Source organism: Paenarthrobacter sp. AR 02, from assembly GCF_021538675.1.
In the GTDB taxonomy this organism is placed as follows: domain Bacteria; phylum Actinomycetota; class Actinomycetes; order Actinomycetales; family Micrococcaceae; genus Arthrobacter.
The window spans coordinates 1-18,078 of the sequence record NZ_JAJUKH010000001.1 but is presented as its reverse complement, the minus strand read 5'-3'; the positions used below and the strand labels follow the sequence as shown (position 1 = coordinate 18,078).

The 18,078-nt window shown below is 62.8% G+C and carries 19 protein-coding genes; 12 read left to right on the top strand and 7 right to left on the bottom strand.

Features of this window, described 5'->3' with window-relative positions; translation table 11 throughout:
- The first annotated feature begins 209 nt into the window (after positions 1–209).
- The 5 genes from typA (at position 210) to LRQ04_RS00075 (ending at position 5,899) form a co-directional block, all read left to right on the top strand.
- Positions 210–2,126, top strand: a complete 1,917-nt coding sequence (gene typA / locus LRQ04_RS00095; RefSeq protein ID WP_235516903.1) for a translational GTPase TypA — start codon at positions 210–212, stop codon at positions 2,124–2,126.
- A gap of 34 nt (positions 2,127–2,160) precedes the next feature.
- The gene (locus LRQ04_RS00090; RefSeq protein ID WP_235516901.1) at positions 2,161–2,574 is read left to right on the top strand and encodes a hypothetical protein; all 414 of its coding nucleotides are present in this window, start codon (positions 2,161–2,163) and stop codon (positions 2,572–2,574) included.
- 319 nt (positions 2,575–2,893) lie between these two features.
- Positions 2,894–3,220 carry a ferredoxin gene (fdxA, locus tag LRQ04_RS00085; protein ID WP_211711286.1) on the top strand — a complete coding sequence of 109 codons (327 nt, stop codon included), beginning with the start codon at positions 2,894–2,896 and terminating at the stop codon, positions 3,218–3,220.
- A 14-nt stretch (positions 3,221–3,234) separates the two neighbouring features.
- Positions 3,235–4,383: a succinyldiaminopimelate transaminase gene (dapC, locus tag LRQ04_RS00080; protein ID WP_255773609.1), complete on the top strand. Its 1,149-nt coding sequence runs from the start codon at positions 3,235–3,237 to the stop codon at positions 4,381–4,383.
- 232 nt (positions 4,384–4,615) lie between these two features.
- Complete coding sequence (locus LRQ04_RS00075; RefSeq protein WP_235516899.1) at positions 4,616–5,899, top strand: citrate synthase; 1,284 nt, start codon at positions 4,616–4,618, stop codon at positions 5,897–5,899.
- Between the two features lie 63 nt (positions 5,900–5,962).
- On the opposite strand, the gene galE is transcribed toward LRQ04_RS00075, so the two are convergent.
- Positions 5,963–6,979, bottom strand: coding sequence for a UDP-glucose 4-epimerase GalE (gene galE / locus LRQ04_RS00070; RefSeq protein WP_235516892.1), 1,017 nt, complete (start codon positions 6,977–6,979; stop codon positions 5,963–5,965).
- Between the two features lie 80 nt (positions 6,980–7,059).
- On the opposite strand from galE, the gene LRQ04_RS00065 reads away from it, so the two are divergent.
- Positions 7,060–7,683: a TetR/AcrR family transcriptional regulator gene (locus LRQ04_RS00065; RefSeq protein WP_235516890.1), complete on the top strand. Its 624-nt coding sequence runs from the start codon at positions 7,060–7,062 to the stop codon at positions 7,681–7,683.
- Positions 7,684–7,785: 102 nt separating this feature from the next.
- The gene (locus tag LRQ04_RS00060; RefSeq protein WP_235516888.1) at positions 7,786–8,397 is read left to right on the top strand and encodes a hypothetical protein; all 612 of its coding nucleotides are present in this window, start codon (positions 7,786–7,788) and stop codon (positions 8,395–8,397) included.
- Between the two features lie 11 nt (positions 8,398–8,408).
- Here the strand turns inward: LRQ04_RS00060 and LRQ04_RS00055 are convergent, their stop codons facing one another.
- Together LRQ04_RS00055 and dapD are read right to left on the bottom strand one after the other, a co-directional pair.
- Entirely contained in the window at positions 8,409–9,251 is an 843-nt protein-coding gene (locus tag LRQ04_RS00055; RefSeq protein ID WP_235516886.1) for a hypothetical protein, read from the bottom strand.
- A gap of 13 nt (positions 9,252–9,264) precedes the next feature.
- Positions 9,265–10,290, bottom strand: a complete 1,026-nt coding sequence (gene dapD, locus LRQ04_RS00050; protein WP_235516884.1) for a 2,3,4,5-tetrahydropyridine-2,6-dicarboxylate N-succinyltransferase — start codon at positions 10,288–10,290, stop codon at positions 9,265–9,267.
- Between the two features lie 85 nt (positions 10,291–10,375).
- Between dapD and dapE the strand changes: the two genes are divergently transcribed.
- Complete coding sequence (gene dapE / locus LRQ04_RS00045) at positions 10,376–11,491, top strand: succinyl-diaminopimelate desuccinylase (RefSeq protein ID WP_235516882.1); 1,116 nt, start codon at positions 10,376–10,378, stop codon at positions 11,489–11,491.
- A gap of 64 nt (positions 11,492–11,555) precedes the next feature.
- Here the strand turns inward: dapE and LRQ04_RS00040 are convergent, their stop codons facing one another.
- The 4 genes from LRQ04_RS00040 to LRQ04_RS00025 form a co-directional block, all read right to left on the bottom strand.
- The gene (locus LRQ04_RS00040; RefSeq protein WP_235516875.1) at positions 11,556–12,449 is read right to left on the bottom strand and encodes an amino acid ABC transporter permease; all 894 of its coding nucleotides are present in this window, start codon (positions 12,447–12,449) and stop codon (positions 11,556–11,558) included.
- Positions 12,446–13,096: an amino acid ABC transporter permease gene (locus LRQ04_RS00035; RefSeq protein WP_235516873.1), complete on the bottom strand. Its 651-nt coding sequence runs from the start codon at positions 13,094–13,096 to the stop codon at positions 12,446–12,448. Before LRQ04_RS00035 ends, LRQ04_RS00040 begins: the two co-directional genes overlap by 4 nt.
- Positions 13,097–13,188: 92 nt before the next feature.
- On the bottom strand, positions 13,189–14,067 hold the full coding sequence (locus tag LRQ04_RS00030) for a glutamate ABC transporter substrate-binding protein (RefSeq protein ID WP_235516871.1): 879 nt from the start codon (positions 14,065–14,067) through the stop codon (positions 13,189–13,191).
- Between the two features lie 74 nt (positions 14,068–14,141).
- Positions 14,142–14,897 carry an amino acid ABC transporter ATP-binding protein gene (locus tag LRQ04_RS00025; protein WP_235516869.1) on the bottom strand — a complete coding sequence of 252 codons (756 nt, stop codon included), beginning with the start codon at positions 14,895–14,897 and terminating at the stop codon, positions 14,142–14,144.
- A 163-nt stretch (positions 14,898–15,060) separates the two neighbouring features.
- Between LRQ04_RS00025 and LRQ04_RS00020 the strand changes: the two genes are divergently transcribed.
- From LRQ04_RS00020 to LRQ04_RS00005, 4 genes are all read left to right on the top strand, one after another.
- Positions 15,061–15,897, top strand: a complete 837-nt coding sequence (locus tag LRQ04_RS00020; protein WP_235516868.1) for a TIGR00730 family Rossman fold protein — start codon at positions 15,061–15,063, stop codon at positions 15,895–15,897.
- 18 nt (positions 15,898–15,915) lie between these two features.
- Positions 15,916–16,257, top strand: a complete 342-nt coding sequence (locus LRQ04_RS00015; RefSeq protein ID WP_235516866.1) for a DivIVA domain-containing protein — start codon at positions 15,916–15,918, stop codon at positions 16,255–16,257.
- Positions 16,258–16,334: 77 nt separating this feature from the next.
- Positions 16,335–17,531 carry a hypothetical protein gene (locus LRQ04_RS00010; RefSeq protein WP_235518573.1) on the top strand — a complete coding sequence of 399 codons (1,197 nt, stop codon included), beginning with the start codon at positions 16,335–16,337 and terminating at the stop codon, positions 17,529–17,531.
- A gap of 226 nt (positions 17,532–17,757) precedes the next feature.
- A complete protein-coding gene (locus tag LRQ04_RS00005; protein WP_211714277.1) occupies positions 17,758–17,925 on the top strand; it encodes a DUF3117 domain-containing protein in 168 nt (55 codons plus the stop codon).
- Positions 17,926–18,078: the final 153 nt, after the last annotated feature.

Below are 18,078 nucleotides of genomic sequence, written 5' to 3'. Positions count from 1 at the left end.
TGTGGTTACTGAACGGTGATGTGCTGTGAGCGAGGCCACATCCCGGCAGTCGATGGCTTGCTTTTTAGGCGCATAAATGCTTCTGCGTTTAGACTTGCTTTAGGTGCCCTGTGTCCCGGGGTCTTTTCGCTGTGTGTTCCGATCAAGTCGATCAGGTATGCGCGCGGATACAAACAGCTGACTTCACCACTGAATCGAGTCATTAACGCATGTCTGAAACCATCACCAACACTGCGTCGCGGAGCGATCTGCGCAACGTCGCGATCGTCGCACACGTTGACCACGGTAAGACCACCCTGGTCGACGCCATGCTCAAGCAGACCAACTCCTTCGCTTCCCATGGTGAGGTTGAGGACCGTGTCATGGACTCCGGTGACCTGGAGCGCGAAAAGGGCATCACCATCCCCGCGAAGAACACCACGGTTGCCTACAACGGCCCGTCGTCCAATGGCGAGACCATCACCATCAACGTCATTGACACCCCCGGCCACGCCGACTTCGGTGGCGAGGTTGAGCGCGGTCTGTCCATGGTTGACGGCGTCGTCCTGCTGGTCGACTCCTCCGAGGGCCCGCTGCCCCAGACCCGCTTCGTGCTCCGCAAGGCCCTTGCAGCGCACCTGCCCGTCATCCTGCTGGTCAACAAGACCGACCGCCCCGACGCCCGCATCGACGAGGTTGTCCACGAGTCGATGGACCTCCTCCTGGGCCTGGCTTCGGACCTCGCGGACGAAGTTCCGGACCTGGACCTGGACAAGGTCCTCGAAGTTCCCGTCGTTTACGCTGCCGCCAAGGTTGGCCGCGCATCCCTGGACCAGCCCGCCAACGGCTCGGCACCGGAGAACGAGGACCTCGAGCCCCTCTTCAAGACCATCATTGAGCACATCCCGGCTCCGACGTACAACCCGGACGGCGTGCTCCAGGCCCACGTGACCAACCTGGACGCCTCGCCGTTCCTTGGCCGCCTCGCCCTGCTCCGCATCTACAACGGCACGCTCCGCAAGGGCCAGACCGTTGCTTGGGCACGTGCCAACGGCGAGCTCAAGAACGTGAAGATCACCGAGCTCCTGGCAACCCAGGCGCTCACCCGCGTTCCCGCCGAGTCGGCTGGTCCGGGCGAGATCGTCGCTGTGGCCGGTATCGAGGAGATCACCATCGGTGAAACCCTCACGGATGCCGAGAACCCGCAGCCGCTGCCGCTGATCACCGTGGACGATCCCGCGATCTCCATGACCATCGGTATCAACACCTCGCCGCTGGCCGGCAAGGTCAAGGGCGCCAAGGTCACGGCCCGCCAGGTGAAGGATCGCCTGGACAAGGAACTGATCGGTAACGTCTCCATCAAGGTCCTCCCCACCGAGCGTCCCGACGCCTGGGAAGTTCAGGGCCGTGGCGAGCTGGCACTGGCCATCCTCGTCGAGCAGATGCGTCGTGAAGGCTTCGAGCTCACCGTTGGCAAGCCGCAGGTAGTCACCAAGACCATCGACGGCAAGGTCCACGAGCCGATGGAACACATGACCATCGACGTGCCCGAAGAGTACCTTGGCGCTGTTACGCAGCTCATGGCAGCCCGTAAGGGCCGCATGACCAACATGGCCAACCACGGTACGGGCTGGTGCCGTATGGAATTCATCGTGCCTGCCCGTGGCCTCATCGGTTTCCGCACCAAGTTCCTCACGGACACCCGTGGCGCCGGTATCGCTGCTTCCATCTCCGAGGGCTACGAGCCGTGGGCCGGCCCGATCGAGTACCGCACCAACGGTTCCATGATCGCCGACCGCGCCGGTGTTGTTACCCCGTTCGCCATGATCAACCTGCAGGAGCGCGGTTCCTTCTTCGTGAAGCCCACCTCCGAGGTTTACGAAGGCATGATCGTCGGCGAGAACTCCCGCGCAGATGACATGGACGTCAACATCACCAAGGAAAAGAAGCTCACCAACATGCGTGCCGCTTCCTCCGACACCTTCGAGAACCTGACGCCGCCGCGCGACCTCACCCTCGAAGAGTCCCTCGAATTCGCCCGTGAAGACGAGTGCGTCGAGGTCACCCCGGATGCCATCCGTATCCGTAAGGTCATCCTGGACTCCAACGAGCGCGCGAAGGCCAACCGCGCCCGCGCCAAGTCCTAGCCTGTACTGGCCTGAACCAGCCAGGAACAGCTGAATGAAGAGAGGAGTCGCCGGTGCGGCCCGTGGCATTGCCACGGCCGTACCGGCGGCTCTTTTCGTTGCCGCGGCAGGAACCGCCCTGCACCGTCAAAGCGCGCTCTGGTCCGGCGTCGAGGTCCCGTGGGGAGTCGCCGCGGCCTTGGTGCTTCTGGCGTCCGTTCAGTTGTGGCTGGCCGCCTGGACGCGCTCGATAGCCCCAACGGCGGTAGCCGGCGTGGTGAGCTATGCCGCCGTCGGCGTCCTGTCGTCTGCGGGCGCGGCCAAGCAATTGGTGCTGGGCGACGCCGTCGGAAATGTGTGGGTCTTCGGCATCGGCGCAGTGACAATGATCATGCTGGTGGTTGTCAGTCGCCTGCGATTCGGGAAGCCCGCCGCGGCGGTGGCGGCGGAACCTCTTTCGCGGCGATGACCATCGCCAGTGGAATGTCGACGTCAGACGTCCGGGTACGCACGGTGCAGCTGCTGTCGCTGCTTCTCAATAGGTAGCCCAGCGCGTCCGTTAAGCCGTCTTCGATCCTGTAGCGCACCACGACCCGGATTCCCGGCTCTGCACTGCGAAGGAACTGTCCGGGTGGCAAATGCGGCGAAGTCACGGATTCATACTAAGACGCGGGCTAGGTTGGCGTCGGCGCACTGTTGGATAATAGGCTCGGAAGTTGAGTGCCCGGCATGATGCCGGCCGTATTACCCCGGTCATCACCGGGACAAACTGTGGAGAGGTCTGGGACGTGACGTACGTAATCGCGCAGCCGTGTGTGGATGTCAAGGACAAGGCATGTATTGAAGAATGCCCTGTCGACTGCATTTACGAAGGTGAGCGTTCCCTCTATATCCACCCCGATGAATGCGTCGACTGTGGTGCCTGTGAACCTGTATGCCCTGTTGAGGCCATCTACTACGAGGATGACACCCCCGAAGAGTGGGCCGACTACTACAAGGCAAACGTTGAGTTCTTCGACGACCTCGGTTCGCCGGGTGGCGCCGCCAAGGTGGGCAACACGGGCAAGGACCACCCCTTCATTGCCGCACTGCCCCCGCAGAACCAAGACCACTAAGGGCGGTAGTTTCTTTGATTTCCGCGGCGCCGGCTTTCGGCCTGAACCTGCCTGACTACCCGTGGGAGGCCATGGCGCCCTACGTTGCCACCGCCTCCAAGCACCCTGGTGGCGTGGTGAATCTCTCCATCGGCACGCCGGTGGATCCCACTCCTGGCTTGATTCGTGAGGCCCTTGCCAACGCATCGGACGCGCATGGCTATCCGACAGTCCACGGCACTGAGGCACTTCGCCAAGCTGTAGTGGACTGGTTCGCGGCCAGGCGCGGCGTACCGGGGCTGGATCCGAAGGATGTCATGCCGACGGTGGGCTCGAAGGAGTTGGTGGCCTGGCTGCCGTTCCTCCTCGGTTTGGGCACCGGGGATGTCGTTATGCGCCCTACGGTTGCATACCCGACCTATGACATTGGAGCCTCGCTGGCCGGCGCCACGTCGGTTGCCGCGGATGACCTCGATGCACTGGACCCCGCCACCCGTGCGAAGGTACGGCTGATCTGGATCAATTCGCCGGGTAACCCCACTGGAAGCGTCCGCGACGTTGAGTCGTTGCGCCGGATCGTGGCACAAGCCCGCGAGATTGGCGCCGTGGTGGCTTCCGATGAATGCTATGCCGAACTCGGCTGGGGCGAATGGGACGCCCAGCGCGGGGGAGAGGCTGTACCGAGCATCCTGGATCCCCGTGTTACCGGCGGTTCCACGGACGGTTTGCTGTGTGTCTACTCCTTGAGCAAGCAGTCGAACCTTGCCGGGTACCGTGCCGCCTTTGTCGCCGGCGACTCCGCCATCATGGCCAATCTGGTGAACAGCCGGAAGCATGCCGGCATGATCGTTCCCTATCCTGTCCAGGAAGCCATGCGGGTGGCACTGGGGGATGCCGGCCATGTCCTGGCCCAAAAAGATCTGTACCGTGGCCGCCGCGAAAGGCTGGTCCCGGCGCTGGAGAAGTTCGGTTTGCAGATCCAGGAATCCAAGGCCGGACTGTACCTGTGGTCCACTGCTGGAGAACCAACGTGGGACACCGTGGCGCGGTTCGCGGAGCTGGGCATCGTGGTGGGGCCGGGTGTTTTCTACGGAGACGCTGGAAACGGCTTTATCCGTGTAGCGCTCACGGGCAGCGACGAACGTATTGATGCCGCCGTCGAGCGCTTGGGTACAGGCTCATAACAAAGCTGTGACTTGCGCCACTTATGGCGCCATTCCGCCAGTAACCGGAAGGCACGGATTAGTTCCGTGGGGTTACTGGCGGTAGCTTTTTAACTGACTATCAATGGTGGCCTTCACTAAGAAAGCACTTCGGCCGTTGGAGCCCTGCAACAGTAGGGCCGAAGGCGGCGGCACCAGAAGTTGGTTGGACAAGCGTTCGATAGAGGCCCAAAGGCCTCATGAAGGGGACTCCATGACTGAGACCACCAGCGCGACACTGCGCCATGCCGGCGGCGAACTCGAACTGCCGCGTATCAAGGTTGTAGAAGGAAACGAAGGCTACGACGTTTCCAAGCTGCTGAAGCAGACGGGCGCCGTTGCCTATGACCCCGGCTTCATGAACACAGCGGCCACCACCTCGGCCATCACGTACATCGACGGCGACGCAGGCATCCTGCGCTACCGCGGTTACCCCATCGAGCAGCTCGCGCAGCACTCGAGCTTCCTCGAAGTTTCCTACCTGCTGATCTACGGCAACCTTCCCACCCCCACGGAGCTGGAAGAGTTCGACCAGAAGATCCGCCGCCACACGCTCCTGCACGAAGAACTCAAGGGTTTCTTCGGCGGGTTCCCGCGCGACGCCCACCCCATGCCGGTGCTTTCCTCGGCCGTTTCCGCGCTGTCCACGTTCTACCAGGACTCGCTGGATCCCTTCAATGCGGAGCACGTGGAAGTTTCCACCATCCGGCTCATGGCCAAGCTCCCGGTCATCGCTGCCTACGCGCACAAGAAGTCCATCGGCCAGCCGATGCTGTACCCGGACAACTCCATGAACCTGGTGGAGAACTTCCTGCGCCTGAGCTTCGGCCTTCCGGCCGAGCAGTATGATATGGACCCGGTGGTCGTCAAGGCCCTGGACCTCCTGCTCATCCTGCACGCCGACCACGAGCAGAACTGTTCCACGTCCACCGTGCGCCTGGTGGGTTCGTCCAACGCGAACCTCTTCGCCTCGGTGTCCGCCGGCATCAACGCCCTCTTCGGTCCCGCCCACGGTGGTGCCAACGAGGCCGTGCTGAAGATGCTCCGCCAGATCCAGGCCGACGGCATCAAGCCCGAGGATTACATGGAAAAGGTCAAGAACAAGGAAGACGGCGTCCGCCTCATGGGCTTCGGACACCGTGTCTACAAGAACTACGACCCCCGCGCCAAGATCATCAAGGCAACGGCACACGAAGTCCTTGGCAAGCTCGGCGGCAACGACGAACTTCTGGACATCGCCATGCGCCTTGAAGAGAAGGCCCTTGCGGATGACTACTTCATCCAGCGCAAGCTGTACCCGAACGTCGACTTCTACACCGGCCTGATCTACAAGGCCATGGGTTTCCCGGAGAAGATGTTCACTGTTCTGTTCGCCATCGGCCGCCTCCCGGGCTGGATTGCCCAGTGGCGGGAAATGATCAACGATCCCCAGACCAAGATCGGCCGTCCGCGGCAGCTCTACACAGGGGAGCCGGAGCGCAACTACCCGGCTAACTAGTACCAAGCCAGTAACGACGGCGGCCGCCCACCTCGCGCGAGGTGGGCGGCCGCCGTCGTTGTTTCAGGAAGCGTTGTACCCGTAGGGGTTGTTCTTCTGCCAGCGCCAGTGGTCCTCGCACATCTGGTCCACCGTCTTGGTGGTGGACCAGCCGAGGTCGGCCAGGGCGGACGAAGCATCGGCCCAGAAGGCAGGGAGGTCGCCTGCGCGGCGGCCCGTGATTTCGTAGGGGATCGGCTGGCCAACGGCCTTCTCGAAGGACCGAAGCACCTCAAGGACGGAAGAACCCCGCCCGGAGCCGAGGTTCCAGCGACGAACGCCTGCGCGTTCGGCAATGTAGTTCAGTGCTGCCACATGGCCGTCCGCGAGGTCCACCACGTGGATGTAATCGCGCTGTGCCGTGCCATCAGGGGTGTCGTAGTCCCCACCGAACACCATGAGCTTCTCGCGGCGTCCCACGGCTACCTGGGCAATGAATGGCACGAGGTTGTTGGGAATGCCCTGGGGGTCCTCGCCGATCCGGCCCGACGGGTGGGCGCCCACGGGGTTGAAGTAGCGCAGCAGTGCGATATGCCAGCGGTCGTCCGCGTTGCCCAGGTCCGAGAGGATGTCCTCGATCTGTTCCTTGGTGCGGCCGTAAGGGTTGTTCGCGCCGATTTCCATCTTCTCGATGTAGGGGATTGGGTTGTGCTCGCCGTAAACGGTGGCAGAGGAGCTGAACACAATGGAGCGGACGTCGTGCTTGTCCATGGCCCGGAGCAGGTTCAGGGTGCCCACAATGTTGTTGTAGTAGTAGGCGAGTGGTTCCTGGACCGATTCGCCCACGGCCTTCAGCCCGGCGAAGTGGATCACGGCGTCGATCTGGTGCTGGTCGAAAACGGCCTCCACGGCCGGCTCGTCCACCAGGTCAACCTTGTGGAAGGCGGCACTCTTGCCGGTCAGCTCCGAGACCCGGCGGAGGGATTCCTCGCTGGAATTCACCAGGTTATCCAGCACGACGACGTCGTGCCCGGCTTCCTGAAGGGACAAAACGGTGTGCGAACCGATGTAGCCGGTGCCACCCGTGACAAGAATTTTCATGGTCCCTACGCTATCGGAAATCCAAGCCACGCCGCTCAGTGTTGAGGGCTGTGGAAGCACGTTCGTGCTAAAAACAATTAGTGCCCAAAATTGTTGATGCCGAAGCCCGGCGCCAGGAAGTCGTCCACGCTGTTTTTCGGATCATTGCCAGTGATGGCCTGGAACGGGCGTCCCTGCGGGAAGTAGCCGATGAGGCGGGGCTGGCAGTGGGCTCGGTACGCCACTACTTCGCCAGCAGCGACGAGCTGTTGGCCTTCTCTTTCGGCGCAGTGATCGACCGTATAGCCGGCAGGCTCGAGGCCGCACTCGGTGCAGTCGAAGCCGAGCCACCCGGAAGCCAGGAACAGCACGTAGCCGTCCTGAACCTGCTCGGCCAATTCCTTCCCCTGGACGAAGAACTGGCTGTGGATGCCTGCGTCTGGATGGCCTTCCGCCACGCTGCACGCATCAAACCGGTGCTGGCCGCAGAAGCCGAGCGCAGCCACCGTACCGTAGCCGCCGTCGTCGGGCGTTTGATCATGGCGCTGAATCCCGGAGAAAGCGCCCAAGAAGGCCTCGTCACCGAGGCTGAGAGGCTCCTGGCCACCCTCGACGGTCTGTGCATGCACTCATTGCTCCAGCCCGAGTGGATGACCGCTGAAATGTGCAGCGACGTCCTCGCCGCCCACCTGCGTTCCTTGGAAGCGTCACCGGTATCCCGGTAGCCGGTTCCGCTCCCGCGAAGCAGTGGGTCCGGACCTCTACCGCCGGGGGTTAACGGGAATAGACTGGGACTTGTCGGGGACCTGCCAAAGGGAGGAATTCGGATGCATGAGTCAGGCGGCCCGGGATGGCGCATCACCATGGATACTTCGGGGCCGATGCTCATTGCCTTGTACTTGCGTGACATTGCCGGTCTTGACGGTGCCGGCACGCCGCTGCTGTCCCATGCAGCGCCCAAGGTCCGGCACGCCGACCACAGCCACCTGACCTCGGATGTTGGGGGCATCCAGGCCCTCAAGACCGAGTGGGAGGCCTGGTGGGAAAGCCTGGTGAAGGCCTATCCCAAACCCGCATCTGAGCTGGCACCGCCAAGCTTCAAGGCGTTCGGTAATTCGCCTGCCCTCCAGCGTGTCCTCCAGGCCCATTTCGGCTCGGCCCTTGGTTGGGCAACGGACAGGATCGACGAGTACGCAGACCTGGAAGCAGCGCGCGAGGCAAATGGCGTCACCCACGTGCTGAACGAGATGGTGGAGGACCGGCTCCTGGAGGTCGGCAGGAGCTCCCGGGACTTCGAGCTCACCATCATCGAACTGCCACTCAGCGAACCCCGGGCCTGGTATCTGGAGCCCAACACCATGATCATGAGCCACCGGCTTTTGTCGGAGCCGGACGTGTTCCGCAGTTACGTCCAGCCGGTGGTGGAGCTCCTGGTCTGACCTACAGAAACTCAGGTGGTGGGGGCAGACACCGTGATGGTGACCGGTCCGGCTGGAGCCGCCGACGCTTGCCAGCCGTTGCGTTTCTCCCGGTTCCAGGTCTGGCCAGCAACATCGACTTGCGTGATGGACAGCGTCTTGGCATTCGCTACAGCCCAATGAGCCACGGCCCAGGCCTGGGTTCCGCTGATATTCAGCTGCACCGTCCGGCCCTGAACGGTGGCCGGCTGGGTGCCGAACGCCGTCGAAAGTTCATCGACGACGGCGGCGGGGTCGCCTGCCGCTTCGGGCATGCGCAATTCGCAGTTCAATGCTGACTCCGAGTGCCCGGTCAGCGCCGAAGCGAAGGCGCGGCCCATGGGTTCGTGCTGTGCGTAGGCGCGTGGGAACGCCGAGCGCTGGACCGCTTGCGCGGCTTGGGTGATCTCCATGGTTTCGAACCCTGGCACCTTGACCAGCCCGTCGTAGAACGCGTTGGTCGCATACACGGGGTCCATCACTTGGGCTTCCGTGCCCCAACCCTGCGAAGGCCGCTGCTGGAACAGGCCACGGGAGTCGGGGCCGGCGTCGTCACCGTAGTTGATGTTGCGAAGCCTGGATTCCTGCATCGCCGTGGCGAGGGCGATGCTCGCGGCACGTGGGGGAAGTCCGCGCCTGACGGAGATCGCGGAAATAAGCGAAGCGTTGGCTGCCTGGTCCGTGGCGAGCTCGTGGCTGTCAGAACCTACGACGGCGACGCAGCGCTCCGTGACCAGGGTCTCGGAGCGCTGCAGTACAGCCACGATCGCGTAGATTGCCCCTGCTATGAGGGCCAAGGCCAGCACCGCAACGATGGCGCGGCGGAACCGGCGCACGGATTTCCTCCTGCTAGTTGGCGTGAAGTGCCTCGTTCAGCTCCACCGTCTGGCCCTTGCGGGGAAGGACTTCCACGCCGCCGGTGGTGGAGTTGCGACGGAACAGCAGGTTGGGAACGCCGGAGAGTTCCACGGCCTTGATGATGGTGCTGGTGTCCTCGCCGTTCTCGTCCTTGGGCCCCGGCACGCGAACCCGGGTGCCGGCGGTGACGTACAGGCCGGCTTCAACCACGGAGTCATCGCCGATGCTGATGCCTACGCCGGAGTTGGCGCCCAGCAGGACGCGCTCACCCAGTGCGATCTTTTCCTTGCCGCCACCGGAGAGGGTGCCCATGATGGAGGCTCCGCCGCCAACGTCGGTGCCGTCGCCGGCGACGACGCCCGCGGAGATGCGGCCCTCGACCATGGAGGTGCCCAGGGTGCCGGCGTTGAAGTTCACGAAGCCCTCGTGCATCACGGTGGTGCCTTCGGCCAGGTGGGCGCCGAGGCGGACACGGTCGGCGTCGGCGATGCGCACGCCGGAGGGAACGACATAGTCAACCATGCGCGGGAACTTGTCCACGCCGTAAACCACAACGTTGCCGCGCTTGCGCAGCCGCGCCCGGGTCAGCTCGAAGCCATCAACCGCGGCCGGGCCGAAGTTGGTCCACACCACGTTGGGGAGCTTGCCGAAGACGCCGTCCAGGTTGATGCTGTTCGGCTTCACCAGACGGTGGGACAGAAGGTGCAGGCGCAGGTAGGCGTCGGCAGTGTCTGCCGGGGCGGCGTCGAGGTCGATCTGGGCGAAGACGACCTTCTGCTCGGTGCCGCGGTCTGCGTCCTTGCTCTGGTCGGCGAGTGCCGTCAGGGCAGGATCGGCGTTCTCCACGTCCCGGAGAGAGTCAGCGGCGACACCCAAGGAGGGTGCCGGGTACCAGACGTCCAGCACGGTTGCTTCCCCGGATGCCGAGGTGGCAATGGTGGCGAGGCCGAATCCGTAGGCTGAGCGGGTGTCGGTGGCTGTGCTTGCGGGCACGGTGGAAGAAGCAGTTTCAGTCATGCGCCAAGTGTATCCAGCAGGCAGAGGTCGGTTAAAACCCGTCTCACGGACAGCAGGTCGCAATGGGGGTTGTTAAGCTGGAGCAGTGACCCAGAACCCCGCCCTCCTTGACCTGCGCCAGGACGTCGCTTTGCTGACCGCGGCGATCATCGACTACAACAGCGTGTCCGGAAACGAGACTGAGCTCGCGGACGCCGTGGAGGCAGCCCTCCGCGCCATCCCCGCCTACACGGTTATCAGGGACGGCGATGCGATTATCGCGCGCACCGAACTTGGCCTGGCTGAGCGCGTCATCCTGGCCGGACACCTGGACACAGTGCCGCTGCCCACCGTTGAAGGCTCCTTGGGTACCGTTCCGGCCACCTGGGAGTCCGGCACTCCGGGGGAGGGTGTGCTGTATGGCCGCGGCACCACCGACATGAAGGGCGGCGTGGCGGTGCAACTCGCCTTGGCCGCCACACTGTTCGACGACGGCAGGCAGCCGGACAAGGACGTCACTTTCGTCTTCTACGACCATGAGGAAGTGGAAGCGGTCAAGAGCGGGCTGGGCCGTCTGGTCAGGAACCACGGTGAGCAGCTCCACGGCGATTTCGCGATCCTGCTGGAACCAACCCACGGCACGGTGGAGGGTGGTTGCAACGGAACCAGCCGCTTCGAAGCCACGACCCTGGGTGAAACCGCGCACTCCGCCCGCGCGTGGATGGGAGTGAACGCCATTCATGCTGCCGCTCCAATCCTGGAACGGCTGGCCGCCTACCAACCCCGCACCATCAACGTGGACGGCCTGGACTACCGTGAAAGCCTCAACGCCGTGAAGATCAAGGGTGGCACGGCAGGCAACGTCATCCCGGACCGGTGCGTGGTGGAGATCAACTACCGCTTTGCCCCGGACAAGACCCCGGACCAGGCCGAAGCCCACGTCCGCGAACTGCTGGAAGGGTTCGACGTCGTCCGGACCGACGCCGCTGCGGGCGCGCGGCCGGGACTCAACCACCCCGCCGCCGCGTCCTTCGTTGCCGCAGTGGGCGCCGAGCCGAAGCCCAAATACGGATGGACCGACGTCGCGCGTTTCAGTGAGCTGGGAATCCCGGCGGTGAACTTCGGCCCCGGCGACCCCCTGCTGGCGCACAAAGACAACGAACACGTCGACGCCGATGCGATCCGTGAGTGCCTGCGGGCACTGCGTACGTGGCTGGCTTAAGCCGACGAATCAAAAGAAGGTCCGCAGCCTGATGGCTGCGGACCTTCTTTGCGTGATGCGGAGCTTACTTCTTTTCGGGACCTTCGACGGAATCCTTGGCGATCGGATCGTTGCCACCCACCATGAGCCCTGTCCGAAGGCTTGGTGCTGCCACCCCGCCGGCGGTTTTCTTGGACCCCCGGCGTTCAATCCAGATGGCGATCCGTGACACCGACAGGTTGATCAGGATGTAAATCGCTGCGCCCACAAAGAACGCAGGGAACAGGAAGTTCGGCCCGAGGAAGTCTGCCATGATCTGGATCTTCCGCAGCAATTCCTCGTACCCGACGATGTAGCCCAGCGAGGTGTCCTTCAACAGGACCACCAGCTGTGCCACCAATGACGGAAGCATGCGGCGCACGGCCTGCGGGAACTCGATGGACATCCGGGACTGGAAGCTGCGCAGCCCGATGGCCAATCCTGCTTCGCGTTGGCCCTTCGGCAGGGATTGGATACCGGCGCGGAGGATCTCGGCGAAGATGGCCGCGTTGTAAAGAACCAGGCCAACCACGACGGCCTGGAACTGGCCCGTGGCGAAAACCAGCAGGACGAACAACATCATGAGGACCACGGGCATGCCGCGCAGGAATTCAAGCACTACCTGGGTGGGGATCCGGATCCAGGGAATCAGCGAAATCCGCAACAGGCACAGTGCGATGCCGAGCGGGAACGCGATGATCGCCGCAACGGCCGCAGCAGCCAGCGTGGACAGAATGCCCTGCCCAATCAGGCTCCAGACATCCGGCGCCATGGGACCGTAGAAGATCTCCCAGCGTTCGGCGTCGAAGATGCCCTGTTGGGCCAGGGTGGCCACCGCGATGGCGAGTATGCCAACGATGAGCAGGATGCCGACGGCGGACCCAATGAGCGAGTAGAGGCGGGCCTTGGGCCCGGGGACGTCGTACAGGACCGAGGTCATCGGGCAATCGCCACCTTACGTTCAACAAAGTGAGCCAGGAGGCCCAGCGGCACTGTGATCAGGAGGTAGAAGAACGCCACCCCGAGCAGGATCCAGAGAACCTGGTCGCCGTAGTCGTTGGAGAGCTGGCGGCCGTAGCCGAAAAGCTCGAGGACGAAGAAGGCGCCGGCCACCGATGAGTTCTTCACCAGGGCGATCAGGATATTGATCAAGGGCGGGATCACAGTGCGGACAGCCTGTGGGAGGACGATGAAGCCCAGCACCTGGATGAAGGTCATCCCGATGCTTCGGGCGGCTTCGGCCTGTCCTACGGGCACGCTGTTGACGCCGGAACGGACGGCTTCGGCGATGAAGGCGGCCGTGTAGCTGCTCAGGGCGATGATGGCGGCGACTTCGAATTGTTCGAACTTGACGCCCAGCCGCGGCAGAACGATCGCGGCGAAGAAGAAGATGATGGTGAGCGGTGTGTTTCGGGCGACTTCAACGTAGAACGTGCTGAATCCGCGGAGGGCAGCCACGGGGGAGACCCTCATGGCTGCCAGGATTGTCCCGACGATGAGGGCGATGATTCCTGAAATGACGGAAAGATACAGGGTGCGGAGAAATCCGTCCCAGTATTGGGGGAGGCTTGCTATGACGGCGTCCATGGGTTCCTTTGGCTGCAGCTAATCAGGGAACAGGGTCCTGGATTCGTCAGCTGCCGCCGTCCAAAGGGGCGGCGGCAGCTGACTGGTCCCGACTAGTAGCGGTTGATCGCAGGAAGTTCAGGGGTGGTCTTGATGACCTTGCCTGCTGTGGCTTCCCAGGCTTTCTTGTAGGTGCCGTCCTTGGCGAATCCCTCAAGCTGGTCGTTGATCCAGCCGCGGAAAACGGTGTCGTCCTTCTTCAGGCCGATGCCATAGGGCTCCTTGGTGAAGGTCTGGTCCGAAGCGAGCTTGAAGGCGTCCGGCTCCTTGTCGACGTAGCCGGCGAGGATGACGTTGTCGGTAGTCACGGCGACAACCTGCTTGTTGCGCAGCGGCTCCAGGCAGGCGGTGTACGTGGCGGCAGGAACGACCTCGGCACCGTACTTCTCGGCGATGGTCTTGGCCGGTGTGGAACCGGTAACGGAGCAGACCTTCTTGCCCTTGACATCTTCAGGCTTGGTGATGGAGTTGTCGTCCTTGTTCACCAGCAAAGCCTGGCCAGCTTCGTAGTACGGTCCGGCGAAAGCGACCTTTTCCTTACGGGCATCGTTGATGGTGTAGGTGGCGATGACGAGGTCTACGCGGCCCTGTTCGATGAACGATTCGCGGTTCTGGGAGACGGTCTCTACCCATTCGATCTTGTCGGCGGGGATGCCCAGCTTGGCGGCGATTGCTTTGCCCATTTCAACGTCGAAACCGACAGGCTTGCCATCAAGGCCCTTCTGGCCGAAGAGCGGCTGGTCGAACTTGGTGCCGATGGTGATCTTCTGCGCCTTGTTCAGCTTTTCCATCGTCGTGCCGGCGTCGAAGCTGGCCGAGGCAACGGGGGGAGTGGTGGAGCTTCCGCCACCTCCACAGGCGCTCAGGGAGAGGGCGAGCACGGCCGAAGCGGCCACCAGGAGCGACTTCCTCCGGGTAATAAAAGCCTTCATGACATTCCTTTCATTGGTTGGCCGTCGTACGGCCAGGGTGCGTTCTCTACTGCCGGGATGCGGGCGGTGGGGAGCTAGTGGGTCAAAAGCTTGGACAGGAAGTCCTTGGCGCGGTCGCTCTTCGGGTTGGTGAAGAACTCCTCCGGAGTTGCGTCTTCCACGATCTGGCCGTCCGCCATGAACACCACACGGTCAGCGGCCTTGCGCGCAAAGCCCATCTCATGGGTGACCACGATCATGGTCATGCCTTCTTTGGCCAGCTGGATCATGACGTCCAGGACTTCATTGATCATTTCGGGGTCAAGTGCGGAGGTGGGCTCATCAAAGAGCATGACCTTCGGCTTCATGGCCAGTGCACGGGCGATGGCTACGCGCTGCTGCTGACCGCCGGACAGCTGGGCGGGCAGCTTCGGAGCCTGGTGACCCACACCGACACGCTCGAGCAGTGCCATGGCTTCCTTGTCAGCTGTCCCCTTGGCCACCTTCTTGACCTTGATCGGCCCCAGCGTGACGTTCTCAAGAATCGTCTTGTGGGCGAACAGGTTGAAGGACTGGAAGACCATTCCGACGTCGGCCCGCAGGTGGGCGAGGTCCTTGCCTTCTTCCGGGAGCTTCTTCCCGTCGATGGCAATCGCACCGTCGTCGATCGTTTCCAAGCGGTTGATCGCGCGGCACAAGGTGGACTTGCCGGAGCCGGACGGTCCGATGACCACCACGACTTCGCCCTTCCGAACCTGCAGGTTGATGTCTTTCAGGACGTGCAGTTGACCGTAATGCTTATTGACGCCGTTCAGTGAGACGAGGGCATCGCCGGACGCTTGAGTAGTCATACGAAGAATCTAGCGAACAAAGACCCAAATATGACCACGGTCACGGCAAGTTCGCCAAGATCGTGATTGAACAGAAACCTGTCCTTCAGCGATACACCAGACTGCAATGCAACGGGCGGGTCGCATGGACGAAGCAGGGGTCCATAGGGACTAGCCTTGGGCAATGAGCATCAGCCAGCACCCAGTTCCCCATCCGGATGCCAACGGACGCGCCAAGTCCAGCCATGTGCCCTTGCCGTCCGAGATAGCACCTGCCAAGCACAAGGGCTCCTTGGAGCTCCGGCGGAAACAAGCCGATACGGGGATGTCCGACCAGCACTTGCTGGACACGAGTGGTGCCGGCCAGTTCATTCATACGGATCCTTGGCGGGTCCTGCGGATCCAGAGCGAATTCGTGGAGGGCTTCGGTGCACTGGCGGACCTGGGGCCGGCTGTCAGTGTCTTCGGTTCGGCACGGACCAAACCGGGCACCGAGTACTACGAGATGGCTGTCGATGTTGGCCGGAAGCTTGCCGAAGCCGGAGTCGCGGTCATCACAGGCGGCGGCCCGGGTTCCATGGAGGCAGCCAACAAAGGTGCTGTGGAGGGCAACGGGGTCTCCGTCGGCCTGGGCATCGAGCTTCCCTTCGAACAGGGGCTTAACCAGTGGGTGGACCTGGGCATCAACTTCAGGTACTTCTTTGCCCGCAAAACCATGTTCGTCAAGTACGCGCAGGGCTTCGTGGTCCTGCCGGGCGGACTGGGCACCCTGGATGAACTCTTCGAGGCCATGGTCCTCGTCCAGACACGCAAGGTGACCTCATTCCCGATTGTGCTGCTGGGCGTGCGCTTCTGGGGACCCATGATCGAATGGATCAGGGAAACTCTGGTGGCAGAGGGCATGGTTTCCGAAAAGGACCTCGACCTGATCCAGTTGGTCGATGACCCGGCAGACGCCGTCCATCGCGTGCTCCATGGTGCCCCGCTGCCCAGCCCCACCGGAGAGCAGCGCCCGGAGTAGCAACAGGTTTCTGGCACCATGGACACTGTGAGCTTTTTTCTGGTGTTCGTCGCGATTGTCCTGGTTGGCACTGCGCTCTTTGTGGGCGCCGGAATCGTCCGCGGCCGCTCCATGGGGGCCGGCCTGGATGACCCGACGCCAAACCTGCCTCCGGTGTTACTGCCGGCGGAGGCCAAGCCGTCCGACATCGATACAGTCCGCTTCGCCCTGGGCCTGCGGGGCTACCGCATGGACCAGGTGGACCAGGTACTCGATGAACTCCGGGACCAGTTGAAAGCCAAGGACCGCGAGATCGAGAGGCTCAGTGCCCTCACGCCGCAGCGGCCCGGCGTCGATGATGATACCCGGACCACACAGTGAGTTCCGGGGCTCAGATGCCCGGGGGAGTGGGACCGACGGCACTCCTTCCGCGTGCCGTGGCGAATGCCGGCGCGCGGATGGCACGGTGGCCGTGGTGGCTCCAGGTTGCTGTGGTCTTCATCGTCGCGCGGCTGGTCAGTGCCTGCATCTTCATGGCCGCCGCAGTGCACCAAGGGACCAACCCTTGGTTTGCGCCGGCACCGGACTACTGGAACTTCATCACCATCTGGGATGCACGCTGGTACCAGCAGGCCGTTGACGACGGCTATCCGGCTGTCCTGCCGGTCGACCAGAACGGGGTGGTGACGGAAAATGCGTGGGCCTTCTACCCGTTGTTTCCCTTGCTCGCCCGTGGACTTTCGGCCATCACAGGGCTGGGCACGCTTCCAGCGCTCACTGCCATCGCGATGGTGGCAGGTCTTGCAGCCGTCTTGGTCATTCATCAGCTCTTCAGGCAGTTCGCGGGCAGGCGCACAGCCATGTGGGGCGTCATTTTCGTCTCGACCTTTCCCATCGCGCCGATTCTCCAGGTCCCCTACGCGGAGTCCTTGAACCTCCTGCTTCTCGCAGCGTCCCTGCTTTTGGTTGTACGGCGGCACTATCTGGCGGCCATACCGGTGGTCCTTCTGATGTCGCTGTCCCGGCCCTCGGGCGTCCCGTTCGCGGCCGTGGTGGGCCTCCTTTTCCTCTGGCATCTATGGCAGCGTTTCGGGGCGGCCAGGAACAGGCAAGGGTTCGTTTCCGATACCCGGCCCTTGTCTACGCGGAACCTGATGTCGCTGGGTGCCTTGGTGGTAGCCGCCTGTGTCGCAGCCCTTGCATGGCCGGCAATTGCCTGGGCGGCCACCGGCGACCCTGCAGCCTATACCCGCACGGAAACTGCCTGGCGCGGGGATGACCTGGTGCCCTTCAAGCCCTGGTTCGACACCGGCCGGATGCTTTTTGGTCCTGTCCTTGGCGTGCTCGCCCCCTTTGTCTTCACGGCGTTGTTTGTGCTGGTCATGATCTCCCGGCCAGTCCGGGCGCTGGGGACGGAGCTCCGGCTATGGTGTGCCTGCTACATGGGTTACCTGCTGGTGTTCCTGCACCCGCAAACCAGCACGTTCCGAATGCTCCTTCCACTGTTTCCCCTTGCCCTGGCAACAGCGATGTTGTCGAAGTCCAAGGCGTACCGGGGAACCGTCGTCGTCATGTTCATCCTCCTCCAGATGGTGTGGGTCGTTTGGCTCTGGGCGTGGGCCCCTTTGCCCGGAGGCGGCGATTATCCGCCCTGACGTGGAGCTTTGTTCGGGAACGGCAATATGTACAAAGCCCTGACTAACAGGCTGTTGATTTCGTTACGGGCGGGTAAGTACGGGATAATGGACTATTAGCAAGGACAAAGCACCTAAAGTGCCTGGCCAAGGCGGCCTCCCAAGCGGTGCCGCCGGCTGCGATTGCTTGGCGGATCCAGCCCGGCCGGGTTGGGCGGACTTGGGACAAATGGAGGGGATTTTCCTAATGGCGGCTATGAAACCACGTACTGGCGACGGCCCTATGGAAGTTACCAAGGAGGGGCGCAGCCTGATCATGCGTGTGCCGCTCGAAGGTGGGGGACGGCTTGTGGTCGAGCTCAACGCCTCCGAAGCGGAGAACCTCAAGGAATGCCTCGTAGGTGTGACCGAATAGATTTACCAAGCAGGGCCCGGCGGAAGTGAACTGCTCCCCGAAAGTTGGACTGAAAATTCAGTTCTGACTTACGGGGAGCAGTTTGATGTTTAAGAGCAGTTCATTGTCCGAGGAACAGCGTGCGGCCGCGGTGGTGTTGTTCGGACGCGGTTG